Origin of the sequence: Streptomyces sp. AHA2, from assembly GCF_036857595.1 — a bacterium.
Lineage (GTDB): Bacteria > Actinomycetota > Actinomycetes > Streptomycetales > Streptomycetaceae > Streptomyces.
The window spans coordinates 782,845-801,527 of the sequence record NZ_JAUQWJ010000001.1; the positions used below are offsets into that span (position 1 = coordinate 782,845).

Genomic DNA, 18,683 nt, shown 5'->3' on the forward strand with positions numbered 1-18,683 from the left:
CCCTGTTCCGGGTTCCCGTGTGTTGTCGCGGCGACCGGGGCGGTGGTCCGCACACCGTCCGAACCATGCCCTCCGGATGGGCCTGCCGGCGGAGAGGGCGCCCGATGGTGGCCCGGCCACCGCCGTCCGTCACAAGTCCTGTGCTCCGTGTACCTGGGAGGGGGAACCCACCTGCCGCACATTGGACGGGCAGCCCTTCGGATCGTCTTCGTCTACTCCCGATGGAGGGTCCGTCCATGAGTGTGGTCGCGCTGAGCCCTGACCAAGCGCAGAGTCCGACCATGCACGAGCCGTCGTACGCACCTCCGTGCAACGTGTCGCTGCCGGAGATGTGTTCACTGCTGTTCGCCTCCCTGCCCCGCAGCGACCAACGTCGCAAGGGCATGGAGTACATACGTGGTTTGCTGGAGGTGAGGGGACGCAAATCGATACGCAACATCGCCGCGCTCGCCGGGGGACAGGCCACGGAGCAGAGCCTGCACCACTTCATCAGCGACTCCAGCTGGGAATGGGGTCCGGTGCGCCGGGCACTGGCCCGGTACACGGCCAGTGTGGTCCCACCACAGGCATGGGTGGTGCGGCCCATGATCATCCCCAAGGCCGGACGGCACTCCGTCGGAGTGGAGCGGCGCTTCTTCCCCGAGCACGGGCAGATGCTCAACGCCCAGCAGGCCGTGGGCGTGTGGGCGGTCGGTGAGGAGGCGAGCGTGCCGGTCAACTGGCGCCTGCAGCTCTCCCCGGCCTGGTGCGCGGAGGACCGTCGGCGTCGCGCGTCCATCCCGGACGACGCCTCGGCGGAGACCCTCGGTGAATGCGCGCTCCGGGCCTACCTGGAGACGGTGGCATGGCGCCTGCCGTCCCGTCCCCTGGTGATGGACGCCCGTGGCGGTGACGTCGTCCCGACGGTGTCGCACCTCCTCGACCGGGGTCTGCCGATGATGCTCAGGGTGGACGACTCCCTGCGGATGTCGGTGACGGACCCCGCGCTGAAGGGGTTCGACACCACCCCCAGGCCGGTGCGCCAGATCATGGGCGCGACCCGGGGCCTGCAGCGGCCGGTGGTGTGGCCGGGTGACGGCGGCGGGACGGTCAGGTGCTCCGGGCTGGTCACAGCCGTACGGGTGGCGCTCCCCACCCCTTCGGGCCGGCGGACCCGGCGCGGGCACGGTGACCTGCTCCTGCTGGGGTTGGGGAACAACGACCGGCGCCGGCCGCGGGAGGTGTGGCTGACCGACCTGATGTCGGTTCCCACCGCGTCCCTGATGCGGCTGCGGGGGATGATCCAGCGGGTCGACCAGGATCTGGCCCGCGGTGCCGACCAGGTGGGGATCCGCGACTTCGCCGGACGCTCCTACCGCGGCTGGCACCGGCACGTCACCCTCGCGTCCGCCGCGCACGTCCTGGCGACCCTGGGCGACGCCGAGGACGCCGAACTCGGCTATGCGTCCTGATCCCCGGCCGACTCGTCGCGCTGCCGCAGCACACGCCGTATCCGGGACATCCGCAGCGCGAGCTGGATCTCCAGGGCGCGTTCGGGTCTCTGCCAGTCGGAGCCGATCAGCTCGCTGATGCGCTCCAGCCGGCGGGCCACGGTGTTGGGGTGCACATGCAGCTGCTCGGCCGCGTACGTGGGACTGCCACCGGTGTCGAAGTAGGCGTCCAGGGTGCGGACCAGTTCCGTCAACCGCTGCTCGTCGTAGTCGAGTACGGCTCCTATGGTGCTCTGGATGAAGCTGTCGGCGTCCACCTCGTCCGACAGCAGCAGCCCCAGGAACCCCAGCTCGTGCGTCGAGGCGGAGGTTCCCGTGGCGCCCAGGGCGGTCATCGCGTCGAGACAGCGTGCCGCCTCCCGGTACCCGTGGAGGACCGCACCGGGGTCCGACACGGGTCCGGCGCCGCTGACCGTGGGCGGGCGGCCGGGCGGGGACGACAACTCGTCGTGCACCGTCCGGGCGGCGGCGCCCGGGTCGGTGCCCGGCAGAAGCAGCACGATGTCGCCCTCGTGCGTCGTCTGGAGCCCGTTCAGGCGGCGTGCGCAGGCCGACGCCCGGGTCACCGCGTGTGCCTGCGCGCCCTCTTCGAGGCGGGCGAGCACGACGACATGCGGCTGATCGAGACCGATGCCCAGCCGGCGGGCGCGCCGCTCCAGCAGGTCCCGGGGGCGGGGCACACTGATCAGCAGGTCCTCGAGCAGTTCGTCCCGGAACTGCCCGTCCATCGCCGCGCCTTGGCCCTCCTGCAGGGACAGCAGCACCGCGACCAGACGCGCCGCGTACCGCAGCAGTTCCGCGGTGCCGCCGGTCAGGGCCGGACCGGCCTGGACGTACAAGGCGCCCAGGTGGTGACCGCCGGCGAGGACCGGCACGCACCAGATGCCGTCCTGCAGAGGGACGGGCGGGGGATCCGGCAGGACTCCGACGTCCTTCGTGGCACGGGCGAACTCCTCGCCCCGCTCGGGCAGGTCGCCGGCCGAGGCGATCGTCGTGCCGCGCGGGCCGCACAGCAGCACTGGAACACCCAGTCTGCGGTGGCACTCCTCCACCAGCAACTGCGGGTCGCAGCCGTCGAGCACCAGGTCCAGCAGCGTCCCCTGGGACTCGGTGAGTCCGCGTGTCTCGGCCAGCTCCGCCTCGGTGCGCGACAGCCGTTCCCGCAGGGCCGACAACTCCGCGAGTGTCTCGTCCAGGAAGACGGCCCGCGACAGCGCCACACCGCCTATCTCGGCGAGCATGTTCGCCAGTGCTATCTCGTCGGCGGAGAAGTGGCGCACGCTGCGGTCCGCCACGTGCAGCGATCCGGCGGAGGCGCTGCCCCGGCTCAACGGCACGGCGAGCACGGCGTGCAGTCCCTCGGCGCCGATCCACTGATCGAGCTCGGCGGCGTGCCGGAAACTGTCGTCCGCCAGGTAGTCGGAGGTCCACAGCGGCGCGCGGTGTGCCAGTACGGCGGCCGCCAGCCCGGCTCCCTCCGGTAATCGCAGCCGCGTGTTGAGCATCGTGACGTGACCGTCGAGCGAGTGCAGCCGGAGCGCCCCGGCGTCGTCGGTGGCGGGCAGGGCGACCCAGGAGACGTCGACGCCGAGCAGCAGCCGCGCCCGGCGGGTGATGATCTTGAGGGTGTCCTCGACCGTGTGCGGACTCGCCAGATCCGAGGCCGTGTCGACGAGCGTGGCCAGGGCGGCGCTCCACTGCTGACGACGCTCGAGCCGGGCCTGGATGCCGAGGGCCAGACGTTTGATCCGCTCCACCGTGCGCAGGTCGGCGCCGGTCACGCCCTGTCTTCGCGCCTCCTCGACCACGGCTTCGAAGCGGTTCGCCGACCCTTCACCGGCCAGCAGGTCCAGCAGGGCCAGCACAGCCGCCACCGCTTCGTCCTTCGTCCGCGACACGAGGCCCTCCGGTGTCTCGTTTCCCAACCGCCGGCAGTGACGGTGCACGACGGCCGAGTCGCACGGGCCACAGCCTCTCCGGTGCAACGGGAGGACACCCGCGCCCATTCCGCGAGCCGTGCCCGCGAACCGAGAGCCACAGCCTCTCCCCCCACACGGTCACCTGGTGGCCTGCGGACGCCCCGATGGCGGCCGACCAGGCTCACGGCTCGCTGTCCCCTCACGAACCCCCGTGGGGATTATGCCAGTTGACGCATGCAGAGAGGCTCTGGGAAACGGGGTGTGTGCCGTCACACCTGTGAGGTGTGACGGCACACCCGGTCCGGGGCCGCCGGCGGTCAGAGCGCCAGGAGCGCGACGATGGCGGGACCGAAGGCCGCACCGAGGAGATAGGCGAGGTTGAACAGGCCGATGGCCGGGGGGCGCTGGTCGTCGGGGACGGCCGAGGTGGCGTGCACCGCGAACGCGCCCTGGCCCGAGGCGGCCGCGATCGACGTCAGGGCCTGGGCGGCCAGCAGGACCGCGGCCGAGGTGCCGGCGAGCGCCAGCGCCACTCCCGCCAGGGCGAGACCGACCAGCGCGGTGATCACGACGGGGCGTCCCGTCCGCGCCGAGACCGCCACCACGAACCAGGACAGGGCACCGCCCAGCAGCAGCGGCCAGACCATGGCGACACCGATCTCACTGGTGGACCACGACGTGCGGTCCTCCAGCCGCTCCGGAATCGCGTACATCATGCCGAAGTTGACCACCGCCAGGCTCAGCGCGAGACCCGCCGAGACCAGGAAGCCCGGGTTGCGGACCAGGACGGCGGGGACGAACCCCCGAGGCCGTGCGCGCACGTGGGCCGCCAGCAGTCCGGCGGCGAGGACGGAGCACACCCCGGCCACCAGCGGCTCGTGCGGCACGAACACGAGCGCGGTGACCAGCGCGGTCAGCAGCACCGCGCCCAGGGGGTCGAAGGGTTCCCGCCCTGCGGGCGCCCCGTGCCCGCAGCGGGCCGCCGCGAAGGGCACGGCCACCGCACTCAGCACCGGCAGCGCCAGGGTGGCCTGCCAGGACAGCACGTCGTTGACGAGGGAACCGGCCAGTGGGGCCGTCGAACCGACCACGGCGAGCGAGGCGGTGACCAGTCCCATGGCGCGGGGCGAGCCGGCGAGGCTCATGGCCGCGGCCGTGAGGCCGGCCGTGCCGAGCCCCATCAGGGCGGTGCCCAGGACGAGGACCGGCAGGACGGGTATGCCGGCCACCAGGCCCGCTCCCAGCAGGACGAGCAGACCGCACACGGTGAGCGCGCTGCGCGCCCCGCGGCGGTCCAGCAGCCCGGCCAGCAGGGGCGTTCCGACCGCTATGCCCCAGCCGAACGCGGTCACCGTCCAGGTGGCGGACCCGGTCGAGACGCCGAGGTCCTTCGCGGCGTCGTCCAGGACCAGGGCCGGCCCCGCGATGCCGAAGGACAGCGGGCCGGCCATGAGGGCGAGCCAGAGGGCCGCGGCCCCGTGGAACGGGCCGCGGGCATCGGTTGTCCGAGGTTTCCTGCCCGGCGCGGCGGGACCCGGGGCGCCGGACTCGGCGAGTGAGTTGCTCATCTGTGCTCCCTGAGCGGTCGGTCGTCGCTGGACCACCCTGGCCCGGTCCGGCGTGCAGCCCTTCGGGGGAGAAGGCGCCGGCCGGGCCAGGGAGCCGGGATCGGGGCGGGAGGCAGGGGCGGGGCGGGCCGGGCGCCCACCCGCGGCCCCGTCGCCGCCCGCCCGGTCGGTCAGCCGTCCAGCGTCGGGTAGTCGGTGTAACCCCGGTGGTCGCCTCCGTAGAAGGTCTCCGGGTCGGGCGTGTTGAACGGGCCGCCGGCCTTGATCCGCTCGGGCAGGTCGGGGTTGGCGAGCCACAGCGAGCCGATGCTCACGGCGTCGCACAGGCCCTCCTCGAGGACCGCCTCGGCGGCCTCGGGCGTCACCGCGGCCTCTTCACCCGTGGCGTGCGGGTTGAGGATCAGGACACCCGGCCACTCCTTGCGGATCAGCTGCGTGATGTCACGGCCGCCGAACTCCATCAGGTGGACGTAGGCCAGGTTGAGCGGCGCCAGGGCGCGGACGAGGGCCTCGTACAGCGCGGCCGGGTCGCGCTCCTCGATGCCGTTGGTCGTGTTGGCGGGCGAGAGGCGGATGCCGACCCGCTCGGGGCCGATCGCGTCGCTGACCGCCTGGGCGACCTCGACGGCGAAACGGATGCGGTTGCCGATGCTGCCGCCGTAGGCATCGGTGCGCAGGTTGGTGTTGTCGGCGAGGAACTGGTGGATCAGGTAGCCGTTGGCGCCGTGCAGTTCCACACCGTCGAACCCGGCGTCCATCGCGCACTTGGCGGCCGCGATGTGGTCCTCGACCGCCCGGGCGATGTCCTCCAGGTCCATGGCCCGGGGCGTCGGGTGGTCCAGCATGCCCTCCGGCGTGTACATCCGGCCGCCGGAGGCCACCGCCGAGGGCGCCACGGGCAGCGCGCCGTCCGGGTACAGGCTCGGGTGCCCGATCCGGCCGGAGTGCATGACCTGCACGAAGATCCGGCCCTGCTTGTCATGCACCGCGTCGGTCACCCGGCGCCATGCCTCCACCTGCTCGGGCGTGTGCACGCCCGGCGTGTCGATGTATCCCTGCCCGATCACGCAGGGCTGCGTGCCCTCGGTGATGATGAGACCCGCTGCGGCGCGCTGCGCGTAGTACTCGGCTGCCAGCGGGGTCTGCACGCCGTCCCTGGCCCGGCTGCGCGTCATCGGCGCCATGACGAGCCGGTTGGGCAGCGTCAGCTTTCCCAGGGGCAGCGGTTCGAAAAGGTGGCTCACGATCTCCTCCATCGGGGAACCGGCTTGTTCCACACCGTAGGAAGGGGGGCGGGCGCGCCGAATCAGTAAGATTTCTGAAACCGGATACGTATGTCGGCACGGCTTGCCTACCGGTGGGCCGCGTCACGGGGAGTGGGGGCACCTACGTGCTGTACGGCAGGTCCACCGAGCTGGCGGCACTTGAGGATCTGGCCGCCCGGGCCCGCGAGGGACGCAGCGGTGCCCTGGTCCTGCGCGGTGAGGCGGGCATCGGGAAGACCGCCCTGCTCGACCGGGCGGGGGAGTCGGCGTCGGCCGCCGGCATGCGGGTCCTGCGGGTCACCGGGGTCGAGCCGGAGGCGGACCTCGCCTTCGGCGGACTGGTGCAGCTGCTGTGGCCGGTGCAGGACCGGCTGGACGGATTGCCCGAACCCCAGGCGGAGGCCCTGCGGGCGGTGCTCGGGACCGGGCGCACCCGGACGCAGGACCGGTTCCTGACCGGGCTCGCCGTGCTCACGCTCCTGGCGGACCTGGCCGAGCAGGGGCCCTTGCTCTGCCTGGTGGACGACGCCCAGTGGCTGGATCAAGCCACCTCCGACGCGCTGCTCTTCGCCGCCCGCCGGCTTGCCGCCGAGCAGGTGGCCATGGTGTTCGCGACCCGGGAGGAAGGGTTCACCGCGCCCGGCCTCACCGAGCTGCGGCCCTCCCGGCTGGACACGGGCGACGCGGTGAGCCTCCTCGCCGACCTCGGCCTGGCCCCTGCCCTGCGGGACCAGGTCATCGCCGAGTCCGCCGGGAACCCGCTGGCACTCATCGAGTTCGGGGCCGCCCGCCGCGACGACCCGGGCAGGTTCACCCCCGTGACGGTCGCCGACCGGGTGCTGTCGTCGTACCGCACCCAGATCGCCGGACTCCCAGAGAAGACGCGGCTGGCGCTGCTGTTCGCCGCGGCCGAGGGGCGGGGCGACCTGCCGCTGCAGATGAAGGCCGCCCGTACGCTCGGCGTGGGCCTGGAGGACCTGGAGGACGCGGAGCGCGCGGGCCTGATCCAGGTGACCGAGAGCACCGTCGTGTTCCGCCACCCACTGATCGGGACCGCCGCCTATCAGGGAGCCGTGCTGGCCCGGCGGATCGCCGTCCACCAGGCGCTGGCCGACGCGGCGGAGGACCCGGACTGCCGGGCCCGGCACCTGCCGCTGGCGACGACCTCCCCCGACGACGGGGTCGCGGCCGAACTGGTCGCCGCCGCCGAGCGGGCCGCCGACCGCAGCGCCTACGCCGCCGCCTCGCTCCTGCACCAGCAGGCCGCCCGGCTCACCCCCGACCGCCGCGCACAGGTCCACCGGCTCGCCGACGCGGCCACCTGCGCACTGAACGCCGGACACGCCGGCCAGGCCCGGGCCCTGGCCGAGCAGGCCGAGCAGTCGACGGCCGAGCCGGAGGACCTGGCCCGGCTGGCCCCCGTGCGGGCCGCCGTCATGTTCGAATCGGGACACCAGCGGGAGGCCGCCCGCCTGCTGCTGCGGCAGGCCCATGCCGCCGGGTCCGGTCCGGGCCCGGTCATGCTGCGCACCGGTGCCACGTACGGCTGGTTCGCCGGCGACGCGGACTCGGTACGCGAGGCCGCCCGGCGACTCGCGTCCCTCGGGGAGGCCGACCCCATGGTGGAGGGCATGGCCTTCCTCGTCGAGGACGACTACGCCCGCGGACTGCCCCTGCTGAAGGACGCCGTCGCCGCCGGCCACGACGGCTCGGACGCGGCGCGCACCCGCGCCCTGCACAGCGCCGTCCTGCTCGGGGACGACGCCGCGGCCATGGAACTGGCCGCCGCGGAGGTGGCCCGCTGCCGCGCGCAGGGCCTCATCGGTGCCCTGCCCCAGGCCCTGCACCTGCTCGCGGAACGCCAGGTGCTGGCCGGGGCGCACCGCGACGCCGAGGCGTCGGTGGCCGAGGCCATGGAGATCGCCCGCGACACCGGGCTGCGCGAGCGCGTCGCCTGGCTCAACGGCGTTCCCGCGCGGATCGCGGCCATCGAGGGCGACGAACAGCGCTGCCGCAGCCTCACGCTGGACGTGCCCGACGTCGGCAGGGTGGCCGGCGAGAGCGCCCTGAGCCTGCTCGAGCTGGCCCGCGGCGACTACGAGGCGGCACTCGACCGGCTGGAGGCAGCCGTCGGCCCGGGGCCGCAGCGCCACACGGCGATGGCCATGGCCACGGTCGCCGACCAGGTGGAGGCCGCGGTACGGCTCGGCCGGCACGAACGGGCCGAGCAGCCGATGCGCGCCTTCGAGGACTGGGCGCGCGCCGGTGACCAGCCGTGGGCCCGGGCGGTGGCCCACCGGTGCCGGGCCCTGGTGGAGGGGCGCGAGGAGGACTTCCGGGAGGCGGTCCGGCTGCACGAGCAGGGCCGGCGGCCCTTCGAGCGGGCCCGCACCGAGCTGCTGTACGGGGAATGGCTGCGCAGGGACCGGCGGCGCAGCGAGGCCCGTGACTCGCTCCGGTCGGCCCTGGAACACTTCGAACGACTGCGTGCCGCGCCCTGGGTGGAGCGGGCGCGGGCGGAGCTGCGCGCCGCGGGTGACGCGACGACGGGCGCCAAGGCGACCGCGGAGAACGTCCTCGACCGGCTGACCCCGCAGGAACTGCAGGTGGTCCGGCTGGCGGCCGACGGCAACAGCAGCCGGGAGATCGCCGCGCAGCTGTTCCTCAGTCGCAGGACCGTCGAGCACCACCTGTACAAGGCCTACCCCAAGCTGGGCGTCGGCTCCCGGCGGGAGCTGGCCCGGCTCAACCTGGTGTGAACGGGGCGGATCTGACAGACCCGGTCCCGATCTGACAGATCCGCGACGGCGTCCGGCCCGCTCGCGGACGAGGGCCGGGCGGTTTTGCCAGAATCCGTGACCATGATGCGTGCTGCCTACATTGAACAGCTCGGATCCCCGGACGTCATCCGTTACGGTGATCAGCCCACGCCGGAACCCGGGCCGACCGACGTCCTGGTGGACGTCACGGCCGTCTCCGTCAACCATGTCGACACGTTCGTGCGTTCGGGTGCCTGGCGAACCCCGCTCACCTTCCCCTTCGTCATAGGCCGGGACCTCACCGGCACCGTCGCCGCGGTCGGCGCCGGCGTCCACCGGTTCCGGCCCGGGGACCGGGTGTGGTGCAACAGCCTCGGCCACGACGGCCGGCAAGGGGCCGCCGCCGAGCGCGTGGTGGTGCCCGTCGACCGGCTGTACCGCCTGCCGGACGGCGCGGACCCGTACGAGACCGTGGCGCTGGCGCATCCGGCCGCGACCGCCTACCTCGGCCTGTTCACCCACGGGCGGCTGCGCTCCGGCGAGACCGTCGTCGTGGTCGGCGCGGGCGGGAACGTGGGCAGCGCCCTGGTGGTGATGGCCGCCGCCGCGGGTGCCCGGGTGATCGCCGTGGCCTCCGCGCGGGACGCCGGACACTGCCGCGGTCTGGGCGCCGACCACGTCGTCGACTACCGGGACCCCGACGTGCCCGGGCGCATCCGCGCCGCCGCCCCGGCGGGCGCCGACCTCTACCTCGACGCCTCCGGCACCAACGACCTGGAGACCGCGGTGGACCTCCTCGCGGGGCGGGGCCGGATCGTGCTGCTCGCCGGACTGCGCTCCCGGCCCGTACTGCCCGTGGGGCCGCTGTATCTGAGGGACCGTTCGATCCACGGCTTCGCCATCTCGCACGCCACCGCCGGGGAGCTCGCCGAGGCCGCCAGTGCCATCAACCGCCTGGTCGCCGACGGGAGTCTGAGGCCCCGGGCGATCGAGCGGCTGCACCTGAGCGACGCCGCCGAGGCGCACCGCCGGCTGGAAGAGGGCAAGGTGCGCGGGAAACTCGTGCTGAGCGTGGCCGCCGAGGGCTGAGCCGACCGCGGTGAACGGCGCCGGTGAAATGCGGGAATTCCGACCTGACAAATGAGAAAGCCGCTCTTTGACCGGCGCCGGACGCCCTCGACAGAATTCTGCACATGACTCAGTCAATCATCGACACCTCGCCGCTGTTCGACCTCAGGGCCGACATTCACATTTCCGCGACCCCGCTCGAGGTCTACTCCGTCGTCAGCGATCTGCCGCGCAGCGCCGAATGGAGCCCCGAATGCCGCGGCGGCACCTGGATCTCCGGCGAACCCTCCACCGTCGGCGCCGTCTTCCGGGGCGAGAACCTCCGCAGCGAGGACGTCGTCGCCTGGGCCCCCCTGGTGCGCGGTGTCTGGCACACCGAGTGCCGCATCACCGCCGCCGAGCCCGGCCGCACCTTCCGGTGGATGATGCTCAGCCACGCCCGCGAGGACCAGGAGAGCATCTGGGGCTTCGACATGGCGCCCGCGGAGGACGGCTGCGTGCTGACCCACCACTTCCGCATGGGCCGGGCGACCGCCGGCATCCACAAGATCGTCGCCGATCTGGACGAGGACGACCGCAAGCGGTTCATCGCCGACTGGACCGCCAAGCTCGAGCGGGACCTCGACGCCACGCTGCAGCGCATCAAGGACGTCATCGAAAAGCGGTGACAATTCCCCGGTGACCCGTACGGGAGCCTGAATTCACACGGCCCGCCGCACGGCTGAGGAGCAGTCACGGCGGAGGAGAGGGTGGGCAGATGTTTCTCCAGCGCATCGGAAACAAGGGAATTCGACTGGGCACGCTGTTCGACCGGGCCGCGGCCCGGTACCCGGCGAATTCCGTGATTCTCGACCATGATCTCGACGTGGCTCCGGAGCGCGGGCGCCGCATGACGCTGACGGAGGTCGCCGACCTCGTCGACGACCTGGCCTCCCGGCTGTGGGCGGCCGGCGTCCGGCCCGGGGAACGCGTGGTCGTCCACAAGACCAACGGGTTCGACATCACGCTGCTGGCCTGCTCCACGGCCAGGATCGGAGCCGTCCCGGTACTGCTGTCCCCGAAGCTCGACGGCGCCACCGTGTGCGAGCTGGTGCGCCGCGTGGACCGGCCGCACCTGGTGACCGACCAGGACAAACTGGACCACCACCTGCCCGCCGAGATCTTCGGCCTGGCCCGGCAGGTGCTCCTGGCCTCCGGCAGCCACGAGGGAGCCGTCGGACTCGCCTCCCTGGCCGGCTCCGCCCGGGTCGAGCCGGTGACCATGCCCCCGGACCACCCGACGCTGGTCACCCACACCTCCGGCACGACCGGGACGCCGAAGCTCGCGGTGCACACCGGGCGTACCTTCCAGGCGCGTTACCGCCCCCAGGGCACGGTGGCCTCCCTGGTGGGCCGCAGCGAGCCGGTGGCCATCCACGTGTCGTTCGTGCACTCGCGGATGTTCACGGCCATGCCCATCACGATCCTCCAGGGACACCCCATGATCATCCTGCGGGACGACGACCCGGAGGTCGTCGCCGAGGTGTTCCGGCAGGCCCCGCCGGGCCTGATCGAGGCGCACCCGAACACGTTCCTGCGCTGGGAGGTGCTGGTCGACGACCCGCGCCGGCCGCTGGCCAACGTCAAGTACTTCAGCAGCACCTTCGACGCCATCCACCCGCGCACCGTGCACCTCATGCTCAAGGCGTCACGGCGCGAGTCGCCGCAGTTCGTGCAGATGTACGGGCAGAGCGAGGTGGGCCCGATCGCCGGACGCACCTACTCGAAGAAGCGCGGCGCGGACGCCGACGGCCGCTGCGTGGGCTCCCCGTTCCCCGGCATGACGGGCGTCCGCGTGGTCAGCCGGGACGGCAGGCAGCCCACCAAGTCCAACCCCGGCTACATCGAGGTGCGTTCCGACGGGCGGATCGTCACCTACCTCGGCGAGCACGAACGCTGGGAGAAGCAGGCCGACGGCGAGTGGTGGCGCATGGGCGACCTGGGCTACCGCACCAAGTGGGGCTGCCTGCACCTGCTGGACCGGGAGGTCGACGAGATCGAGGGCATCGACAGCACCCTGGAGATCGAGGACACCCTCTTCGCCCGGATACCGGAACTCGTGGAGGTCATCATCGTCCCGGACGAGGACGGCAGGCCCCTGCCCGTGGTGTGCACCCGCGACGACAAGCCGCTCGACCTGACGGCCTGGAAGCGGGCCGTGGCCGGTCTGCCCGAGATGGCCGAGCCCGTGCAGTGGAAGCTCGACGACCTGCCGCAGACCGCCACCACCAAGATCAAGCGGCTGGAGCTGGCCCGGCTGCTGAAGGTGGAGCGGGCGGGAGCGTAGGCCCGCTCCCCGCGCCACCCCCTCACGGGGCGTGGGCCCATCGCCCCCCGTGGGCCCGCGCCCCCGTCACCCCCCGCACGGCGGCCCGGCGTCACGCGCCGGGCCGCCGTCCCCAGCCGAGGAGTTGCCCCCGATGACGGCACTGCGCGCCTCCCGACGCCGGATCGAGCACTGGGATCCGGAGGACGAGGAGTTCTGGGAGCGCACCGGCAAGCACGTCGCACGACGCAACCTCGTCCTGTCCGTCCTCTCCGAGCACATCGGGTTCTCGATCTGGAGCATGTGGTCGGTCCTGGTGCTGTTCATGTCCCCGGCCATCGGCCTGGGCTTCGCCCCGAGCGAGAAGTTCCTGCTGGTGGTCACCCCCACCCTGGTGGGCGCGCTGCTGCGCCTGCCCTACAGCCACGCCGTGACCCGCTTCGGCGGGCGTGACTGGACCGTCTTCAGCTCGGCCCTGCTGTTCGTACCGGCCCTGCTGGCGCTGTACTTCGTCCAGCGGCCCGGCACGCCCCTGTGGGTGTTCCTGCTCATCGCCGCGACCGCGGGCGTCGGAGGCGGCAACTTCGCCTCCTCGACCACCAACATCGCCCTCTTCTTCCCGCGGCGGCACCAGGGCTGGGCACTCGGCCTCAACGCCGGCGGCGGCAACCTGGGCGTCGCCGTCATCCAGCTCGTCGGCCTGCTGGTCATCGCCACCGCGGGCGACACCCACCCCGCCTACGTGATCGCCGCCTACCTGCCGCTGATCGCGCTGGCCGCCCTGCTCGCGGCGCTCGGCATGGACAACGTCGACACCGGCCCGGCCGCCCCCGGCGTGCTGCGCGAGGCGGTGGGCGACCGGCACACCTGGTGGATCTCGCTGCTGTACCTCGGCACGTTCGGCTCGTTCATCGGTTACGGCTTCGCCTTCGGGCTCGTCCTGCAGAACCAGTTCGGCTCCACCCCGCTGGAGGCCGTCGGCTACACCTTCCTGGGACCGCTGCTCGGCTCCCTGTCCCGGCCGCTCGGCGGCCTGCTCGCCGACCGCTTCGGCGGAGCGCGGGTCACCTGCTGGAACTTCCTCGCCATGGGCGCCGGCACCCTCCTGCTGCTGGTGGCCTCGGCGCACGACTCCCTCGCGCTGTTCGTGGCCGTCTTCACGGTGCTGTTCGTCCTCAGCGGCCTGGGCAACGGCTCCACGTACAAGCTGATCCCGGTGGTCTTCGCCGGGCAGGCGGAGGCCGCCGTCACCGCCGGCCACGACGCGACCGAGGCCTTCGCCCGCGCCCGGCGCCTGACCGGCGCGGTCATCGGCATCGCCGGTGCCGTCGGCGCCCTCGGCGGCGTCGTCGTCAACCTGGCCTTCCGGGTCTCCTACGGCAGCCAGGGCACGGGCGAGCCCGCCTTCTGGTTCTTCCTCGCCTTCTACGCGGTGTGCGTGACCGTCACCCGCCGGGTCTACCTGCGCTCCCCGCACGGCACCCCGCCGGGCGGCGGGCGGGACCCGCGGCGGGCCGGGCGCGGGGCCGCCGAGCCGTCGGAGGTCAGCCGTGCCTGACACCGCGCCGCGCGGCAGCGTGGCCACGCACTGCCCGTACTGCGCCCTGCAGTGCGGCACCCGCCTCGGCCACGACGCCCGGGGCACCGTCGTGGAGCCCTCCGACTTCCCCGTCAACGACGGCAGCCTGTGCCAGAAGGGCTGGACCGCGCCCACCCTGATCGACGTCCCGGACCGGCTGCGCCGGCCCCTGGTGCGGGGCGCGGACGGCCGTCTCGCCCCGGCCGACTGGGACACCGCGCTGGACACGGTCGCCGCGCGGCTGCGGCGGATCCGCGACGAGCACGGGCCGGACGCCCTGGCGGTGTTCGGCGGGGGCGGCCTGACCAACGAGAAGGCCTACCTGCTGGGCAAGTTCGCCCGGCTCGCCCTCGGCACCAGCCAGATCGACTACAACGGCCGGTTCTGCATGTCCTCGGCCGCCGCGGCCGGGAACGCCGCCTTCGGTCTGGACCGCGGGCTGCCGTTCCCCGTCGCCGACCTCGACGCGGCGGACACGATCCTGCTCGCCGGCGCCAACCCCGCCGAGACCATGCCCCCGCTGATGCGGCACCTGCGCGACGCGGACCTGATCGTCATCGACCCGCGCCGCACCAAGACCGCCGAACGGGCCGCCCTGCACCTGCAACCGGTGCCCGGCACCGACCTCGCGCTGGCCCTGGGCCTGCTGCACATCGCCGTGAGCGACGGCTGGTGCGACAAGGAGTACGTCCAGGAACGCACCACCGGCTTCGACGCGGCCTGGCGGCGCGCCGTCACCTGGTGGCCCGAGCGCGTCGAACAGGTCACCGGCGTCCCCGTCGCCGAACAGCGCGCCGCCGTCGAGTTGCTGGGCGAGGCGCGCCGGGCGTACGTGCTGACCGGCCGGGGCGCCGAGCAGCACAGCAAGGGCGCCGACACCGCCGCGGCCTTCATCAACCTCGCCCTCGCCCTGGGCCTGCCCGGGGTCGCCGGAAGCGGTTACGGCTGCCTGACCGGCCAGGGCAACGGCCAGGGCGGACGCGAGCACGGGCAGAAGGCCGACCAGCTCCCCGGCTACCGCACGATCACCGACCCGGAGGCCCGGGCCCACGTCGCCCGGGTCTGGGGTGTCGCACCGGACGCCCTGCCCGGCCCCGGCCGCAGCGCGTACGAGCTGCTCGACGCGCTCGGCACCGAAGGCGGCCCGCGCGCCCTGCTGGTCTTCGGCTCCAACCCGCTCGTGTCCGCGCCCCGTTCCGCCCACGTCGCCGACCGGCTGGCCGCCCTGGACCTGCTGGTGGTGGCCGACTTCGTACCCTCGGAGACCGCGCGCGCGGCCGACGTGGTCCTCCCCGTCGCCCAGTGGGCCGAGGAGGAGGGCACCCTGACCAACCTGGAGGGGCGGGTGCTGCGCCGCCGCCGGCTGCTGCCCCCGCCGGAGGGCGTGCGCACCGACCTGGAGGTCCTGCACGGCCTCGCGGTCCGGCTCGGCGAACCGGCCCACCGCTACCCGACCGCGCCGCGCCAGGTCTTCGAGGAACTGCGACGCGCCTCGCGGGGCGGCAGGGCCGACTACTCCGGCATCAGCTACGAGCGTCTGGACGCGGGGGAGGCCCTGCACTGGCCCTGCCCCGAACGCCCCGGCGGACCACCGCATCCGGGGACGCCCCGCCTCTTCCTCGACGGCTTCGCGACTCCCGACGGGCGCGCCCGGTTCGCCGAGGTCGACCACCGCGACCCGGCCGAGACCCCCGACTCCGAGCACCCCCTGTACGCCACCACCGGCCGCGTCCTCGCCCACTACCAGTCCGGCGCGCAGACCCGCCGCGTGCCCGCACTCAACGACGCCGCGCCCGGACCGTTCGTGGAGATCCACCCCGACACCGCCGAACGCGCCGGGCTGCGCGAGGGCGGCACGGCCCGCGTCACCTCGGCCCGCGGCACCACGGTCGCCCGGGTGCGGCTGGTCGGCAGCATGCGCACCGACACGGTGTTCCTGCCCTTCCACCACCCCGGCAGCGGCCGGGCCAACCTGATCACCAGCACCGCCCTCGACCCCCGCAGCGGGATGCCCGAGTTCAAGGTCTGCGCCGTGCGCATCGAACCCGGCACCGACGCGTCGTGAGGCCCGCCATGTCCGACTCGCACCACGTCCTCGTCGTCGGCCACGGCCCCGCGGCCCACCGGTTCGTCGAGCGGCTGTCCCGGCTCGGCCACCCGGGCCCGGTCACCGTCCTCGGCGCCGAGCCGCGCCCGGCCTACCACCGGGCCCTGCTCACCTCCGTCCTCGACGGCACGCTCACCTCCCGGGACCTGGAACTGCCCACCCCGCCCGACGGCGTGCGCGTCAGGCCCGGCGTCACCGCCACGGCCGTCGACCGCGCCCGCCGCCTGGTCCGCACCGGCACGGGCGAGACGCTCCGCTACGACCGGCTGGTGCTGGCCACCGGCGCCCGGCCCCGCGTCCCGGACCTGCCCGGTCTGCTCACCGGCGACGGCCTGTGCGCCGAGGGCGCCACCACCCTGCGCACCCCCGCCGACGCCGAACGGCTCGCGGACGGGCCCGTGGTGGTGCTCGGCGGCGGTGTCCTCGGCACGGAGACCACCCTCGCGCTGCGGCGCGCCGGCCGCGACGTCACGCTCGTGCACCGCGGGCCGCACCCCATGGACGACCGGCTCGACGGCACGGCGGGCGCCCTGCTCGCCTCACACCTCCGCTCCGCCGGCGCCCGCCTGCTCCTGGAACGCACAGCCGTGGAGTACCGGCCCGGCAAGCTGGTCCTCGACGACGGCGAGATCCTGCGGGCCGACGCGCTCGCGCTGTGCACCGGCGCCGCACCCGAGACCGCGCTCGCCCGGCGGGCCGGACTGGCCGTCCGCACGGGGGTGGTCGTCGACCGGCACCTGCGCACCGGCGATCCGCACATCCACGCCATCGGGGACTGCGCCGAGTTCGGCGGCGAGGTCCCCGGACTCGTCACGACCGCCTGGGAACAGGCCGAGACCCTCGCCCGGATCCTCACCGGCCACGACACGCACCACCGCCCCGCCCGGCCGGTGCTGCGGCTGAAGGCGCCCGGCCTCGACCTGGCCTGCCTCGGCCCACCCCGGCCACCGCACGCCGACCGGCACATCACCCTGTCCGACCCCGCACGGGGCCGCTACGCCACCCTCGCCCTGTCCGGGGAGCGCGTCGCGGGCGCGGTCCTCGTCGGCCTGCCGCGCGCCACCGCCGCGCTCGCCCAGCTGTACGCCCGCGGCCTGCCGGTGCCGTCCGACCGGTTCGGGTTCCTGCTGGGCCGCGCGGCCGGGGAGGGCACCGCCCGCGTCGAACTGCCGGACGCGGCGGTGCTCTGCCACTGCAACCACGTCACCAAGGCCGACCTGCTCCGCGCCTGGCACGACGGCGCCCGCGACTTGACGGGGATCGCCGCCGCGACCCGGGCCACCACCGGCTGCGGCGGCTGCGCGGACGACGTACGCCTGGTCCTCGCGTCCGCGACCGGAGGGAACAGCGACCCATGACCCGCACCCCGCGCACCCTGGTGGTCGTCGGGCACGGCATGACCGGCCACCGCCTGATCGAGCACCTGCGCGCCCACGACCGGCACGGCACCTGGCGGATCGTCGTCCTGGCCGAGGAACCCCGCCCCGCCTACAACCGGGTCGCCCTGTCGTCCTACCTGGAGGGCAAGACCGCCGCCGACCTCACCCTCGCCGGCCGGGCCTTCCTCACCGACCCCCTGGTGGAGCTGCGCACGGCCGCCCCGGTGACCGGCGTCGACCGCCGGGCCCGCGCGGTCACCACCGCCGACGGCACCGTCACCCCCTACGACGCCCTGGTACTGGCCACCGGGTCACGGCCGTTCGTGCCGCCCGTGCCGGGCCACGACCTGCCCGGCTGCTTCGTCTACCGCACCTTCGACGACCTCGACGCCCTCCGAGAGGCGGCACGTGGGCAAGGGCCCGGTGTCGTGGTGGGCGGCGGCCTGCTCGGCCTGGAGGCCGCCAACGCGCTGCGGCTGCTCGGGGTGCGCCCCCACGTCGTGGAGCTCGCGCCCCGCCTGATGCCGGTGCAGCTCGACGACGGAGGAGCACGCGTGCTCACCCGGCTCGTCACCGGACTGGGCCTGCGGGTGCACTGCGGCACCGCCGTCCGCGAGGTCCGCGCCGGCGCCGGCGGCCGGGTCGGCGGGGTCACCCTGACCGACGGCAGCGCGCTCGACGCCCGGCTGGTCGTGTTCTCGGCGGGCGTGCGCCCCCGTGACGAACTGGCCGGACCCGCCGGGCTCGCGACGGGCGAACGCGGCGGCTTCCTCGTCGACGACCTGTGCCGCACCGCGGACCCGGCCGTCTGGGCCGTCGGCGAGTGCGCGGCCGTCAGGGGCCGCACCTACGGGCTGGTCGCCCCCGGCTACCGGATGGCCGAACTGGTCGCCGACCAGCTGCTCGGCCGTCCCACGACCCCCTTCGCCGACCCCGACACCGCCACCAAGCTCAAACTCCTCGGCGTCGACGTGGCCAGCTTCGGCGACGCCCACGCCGCGACCGAGGGCGCCCTGGAGTACGTGCTGCGCGACGACACCGCCGGCACCTACGCCAAACTCGTCCTCGACCCGGAGGGGCGCGTCCTGCGCGGCGGCGTGCTCGCCGGCGACGCCTCCGCCTACCGCACCCTGCGCGCCCTGACCGGCCGGGAACTGACCGCCCCGCCCGACCGGTTGCTGTCCGCGCCGGCCCCCGGCGGAGCGCCACGCCGCCCCCGCGCGGCCGACGCGGCCTGACTTGAC

Annotated in this window: 12 protein-coding genes; 9 read left to right on the top strand and 3 right to left on the bottom strand. The window is 74.0% G+C overall.

Annotation, left to right across the window (positions count from 1 at the left end; all coding sequences use genetic code 11):
• The first annotated feature begins 236 nt into the window (after positions 1 to 236).
• Positions 237 to 1,451, top strand: coding sequence for an IS701 family transposase (locus tag Q5694_RS03735; protein ID WP_443040805.1), 1,215 nt, complete (start codon positions 237 to 239; stop codon positions 1,449 to 1,451).
• Here the strand turns inward: Q5694_RS03735 and Q5694_RS03740 are convergent.
• From Q5694_RS03740 to Q5694_RS03750, 3 genes are all read right to left on the bottom strand, one after another.
• Positions 1,439 to 3,364: a helix-turn-helix domain-containing protein gene (locus tag Q5694_RS03740; protein ID WP_333930509.1), complete on the bottom strand. Its 1,926-nt coding sequence runs from the start codon at positions 3,362 to 3,364 to the stop codon at positions 1,439 to 1,441. The genes Q5694_RS03735 and Q5694_RS03740 overlap by 13 nt on opposite strands.
• A 362-nt stretch (positions 3,365 to 3,726) precedes the next feature.
• Positions 3,727 to 4,977 carry an MFS transporter gene (locus Q5694_RS03745; protein ID WP_333930510.1) on the bottom strand — a complete coding sequence of 417 codons (1,251 nt, stop codon included), beginning with the start codon at positions 4,975 to 4,977 and terminating at the stop codon, positions 3,727 to 3,729.
• A 170-nt stretch (positions 4,978 to 5,147) separates the two neighbouring features.
• Positions 5,148 to 6,221, bottom strand: a complete 1,074-nt coding sequence (locus Q5694_RS03750) for an alkene reductase (RefSeq protein WP_443040806.1) — start codon at positions 6,219 to 6,221, stop codon at positions 5,148 to 5,150.
• Between the two features lie 146 nt (positions 6,222 to 6,367).
• Here Q5694_RS03750 and Q5694_RS03755 point away from each other — a divergent pair, with 146 nt between their 5' ends.
• From Q5694_RS03755 to Q5694_RS03790, 8 genes are all read left to right on the top strand, one after another.
• The gene (locus Q5694_RS03755; RefSeq protein ID WP_333930512.1) at positions 6,368 to 9,001 is read left to right on the top strand and encodes an ATP-binding protein; all 2,634 of its coding nucleotides are present in this window, start codon (positions 6,368 to 6,370) and stop codon (positions 8,999 to 9,001) included.
• A gap of 105 nt (positions 9,002 to 9,106) precedes the next feature.
• The gene (locus tag Q5694_RS03760; RefSeq protein WP_333930582.1) at positions 9,107 to 10,090 is read left to right on the top strand and encodes an NADPH:quinone reductase; all 984 of its coding nucleotides are present in this window, start codon (positions 9,107 to 9,109) and stop codon (positions 10,088 to 10,090) included.
• Between the two features lie 104 nt (positions 10,091 to 10,194).
• Complete coding sequence (locus tag Q5694_RS03765; RefSeq protein WP_333930513.1) at positions 10,195 to 10,737, top strand: SRPBCC family protein; 543 nt, start codon at positions 10,195 to 10,197, stop codon at positions 10,735 to 10,737.
• Positions 10,738 to 10,826: 89 nt separating this feature from the next.
• A complete protein-coding gene (locus Q5694_RS03770) occupies positions 10,827 to 12,395 on the top strand; it encodes a class I adenylate-forming enzyme family protein (RefSeq protein WP_333930514.1) in 1,569 nt (522 codons plus the stop codon).
• A gap of 133 nt (positions 12,396 to 12,528) precedes the next feature.
• A complete protein-coding gene (locus tag Q5694_RS03775) occupies positions 12,529 to 13,932 on the top strand; it encodes a nitrate/nitrite transporter (protein WP_333930515.1) in 1,404 nt (467 codons plus the stop codon).
• Positions 13,925 to 16,018, top strand: coding sequence for a molybdopterin oxidoreductase family protein (locus tag Q5694_RS03780; protein WP_333930516.1), 2,094 nt, complete (start codon positions 13,925 to 13,927; stop codon positions 16,016 to 16,018). The genes Q5694_RS03775 and Q5694_RS03780 overlap by 8 nt, the downstream gene beginning before the upstream one ends.
• Before the next feature lie 8 nt (positions 16,019 to 16,026).
• Positions 16,027 to 17,418, top strand: a complete 1,392-nt coding sequence (locus tag Q5694_RS03785) for an FAD-dependent oxidoreductase (RefSeq protein ID WP_333930517.1) — start codon at positions 16,027 to 16,029, stop codon at positions 17,416 to 17,418.
• Positions 17,415 to 18,677 carry an FAD-dependent oxidoreductase gene (locus Q5694_RS03790; protein WP_333930518.1) on the top strand — a complete coding sequence of 421 codons (1,263 nt, stop codon included), beginning with the start codon at positions 17,415 to 17,417 and terminating at the stop codon, positions 18,675 to 18,677. Before Q5694_RS03785 ends, Q5694_RS03790 begins: the two co-directional genes overlap by 4 nt.
• Positions 18,678 to 18,683 lie beyond the last annotated feature (6 nt).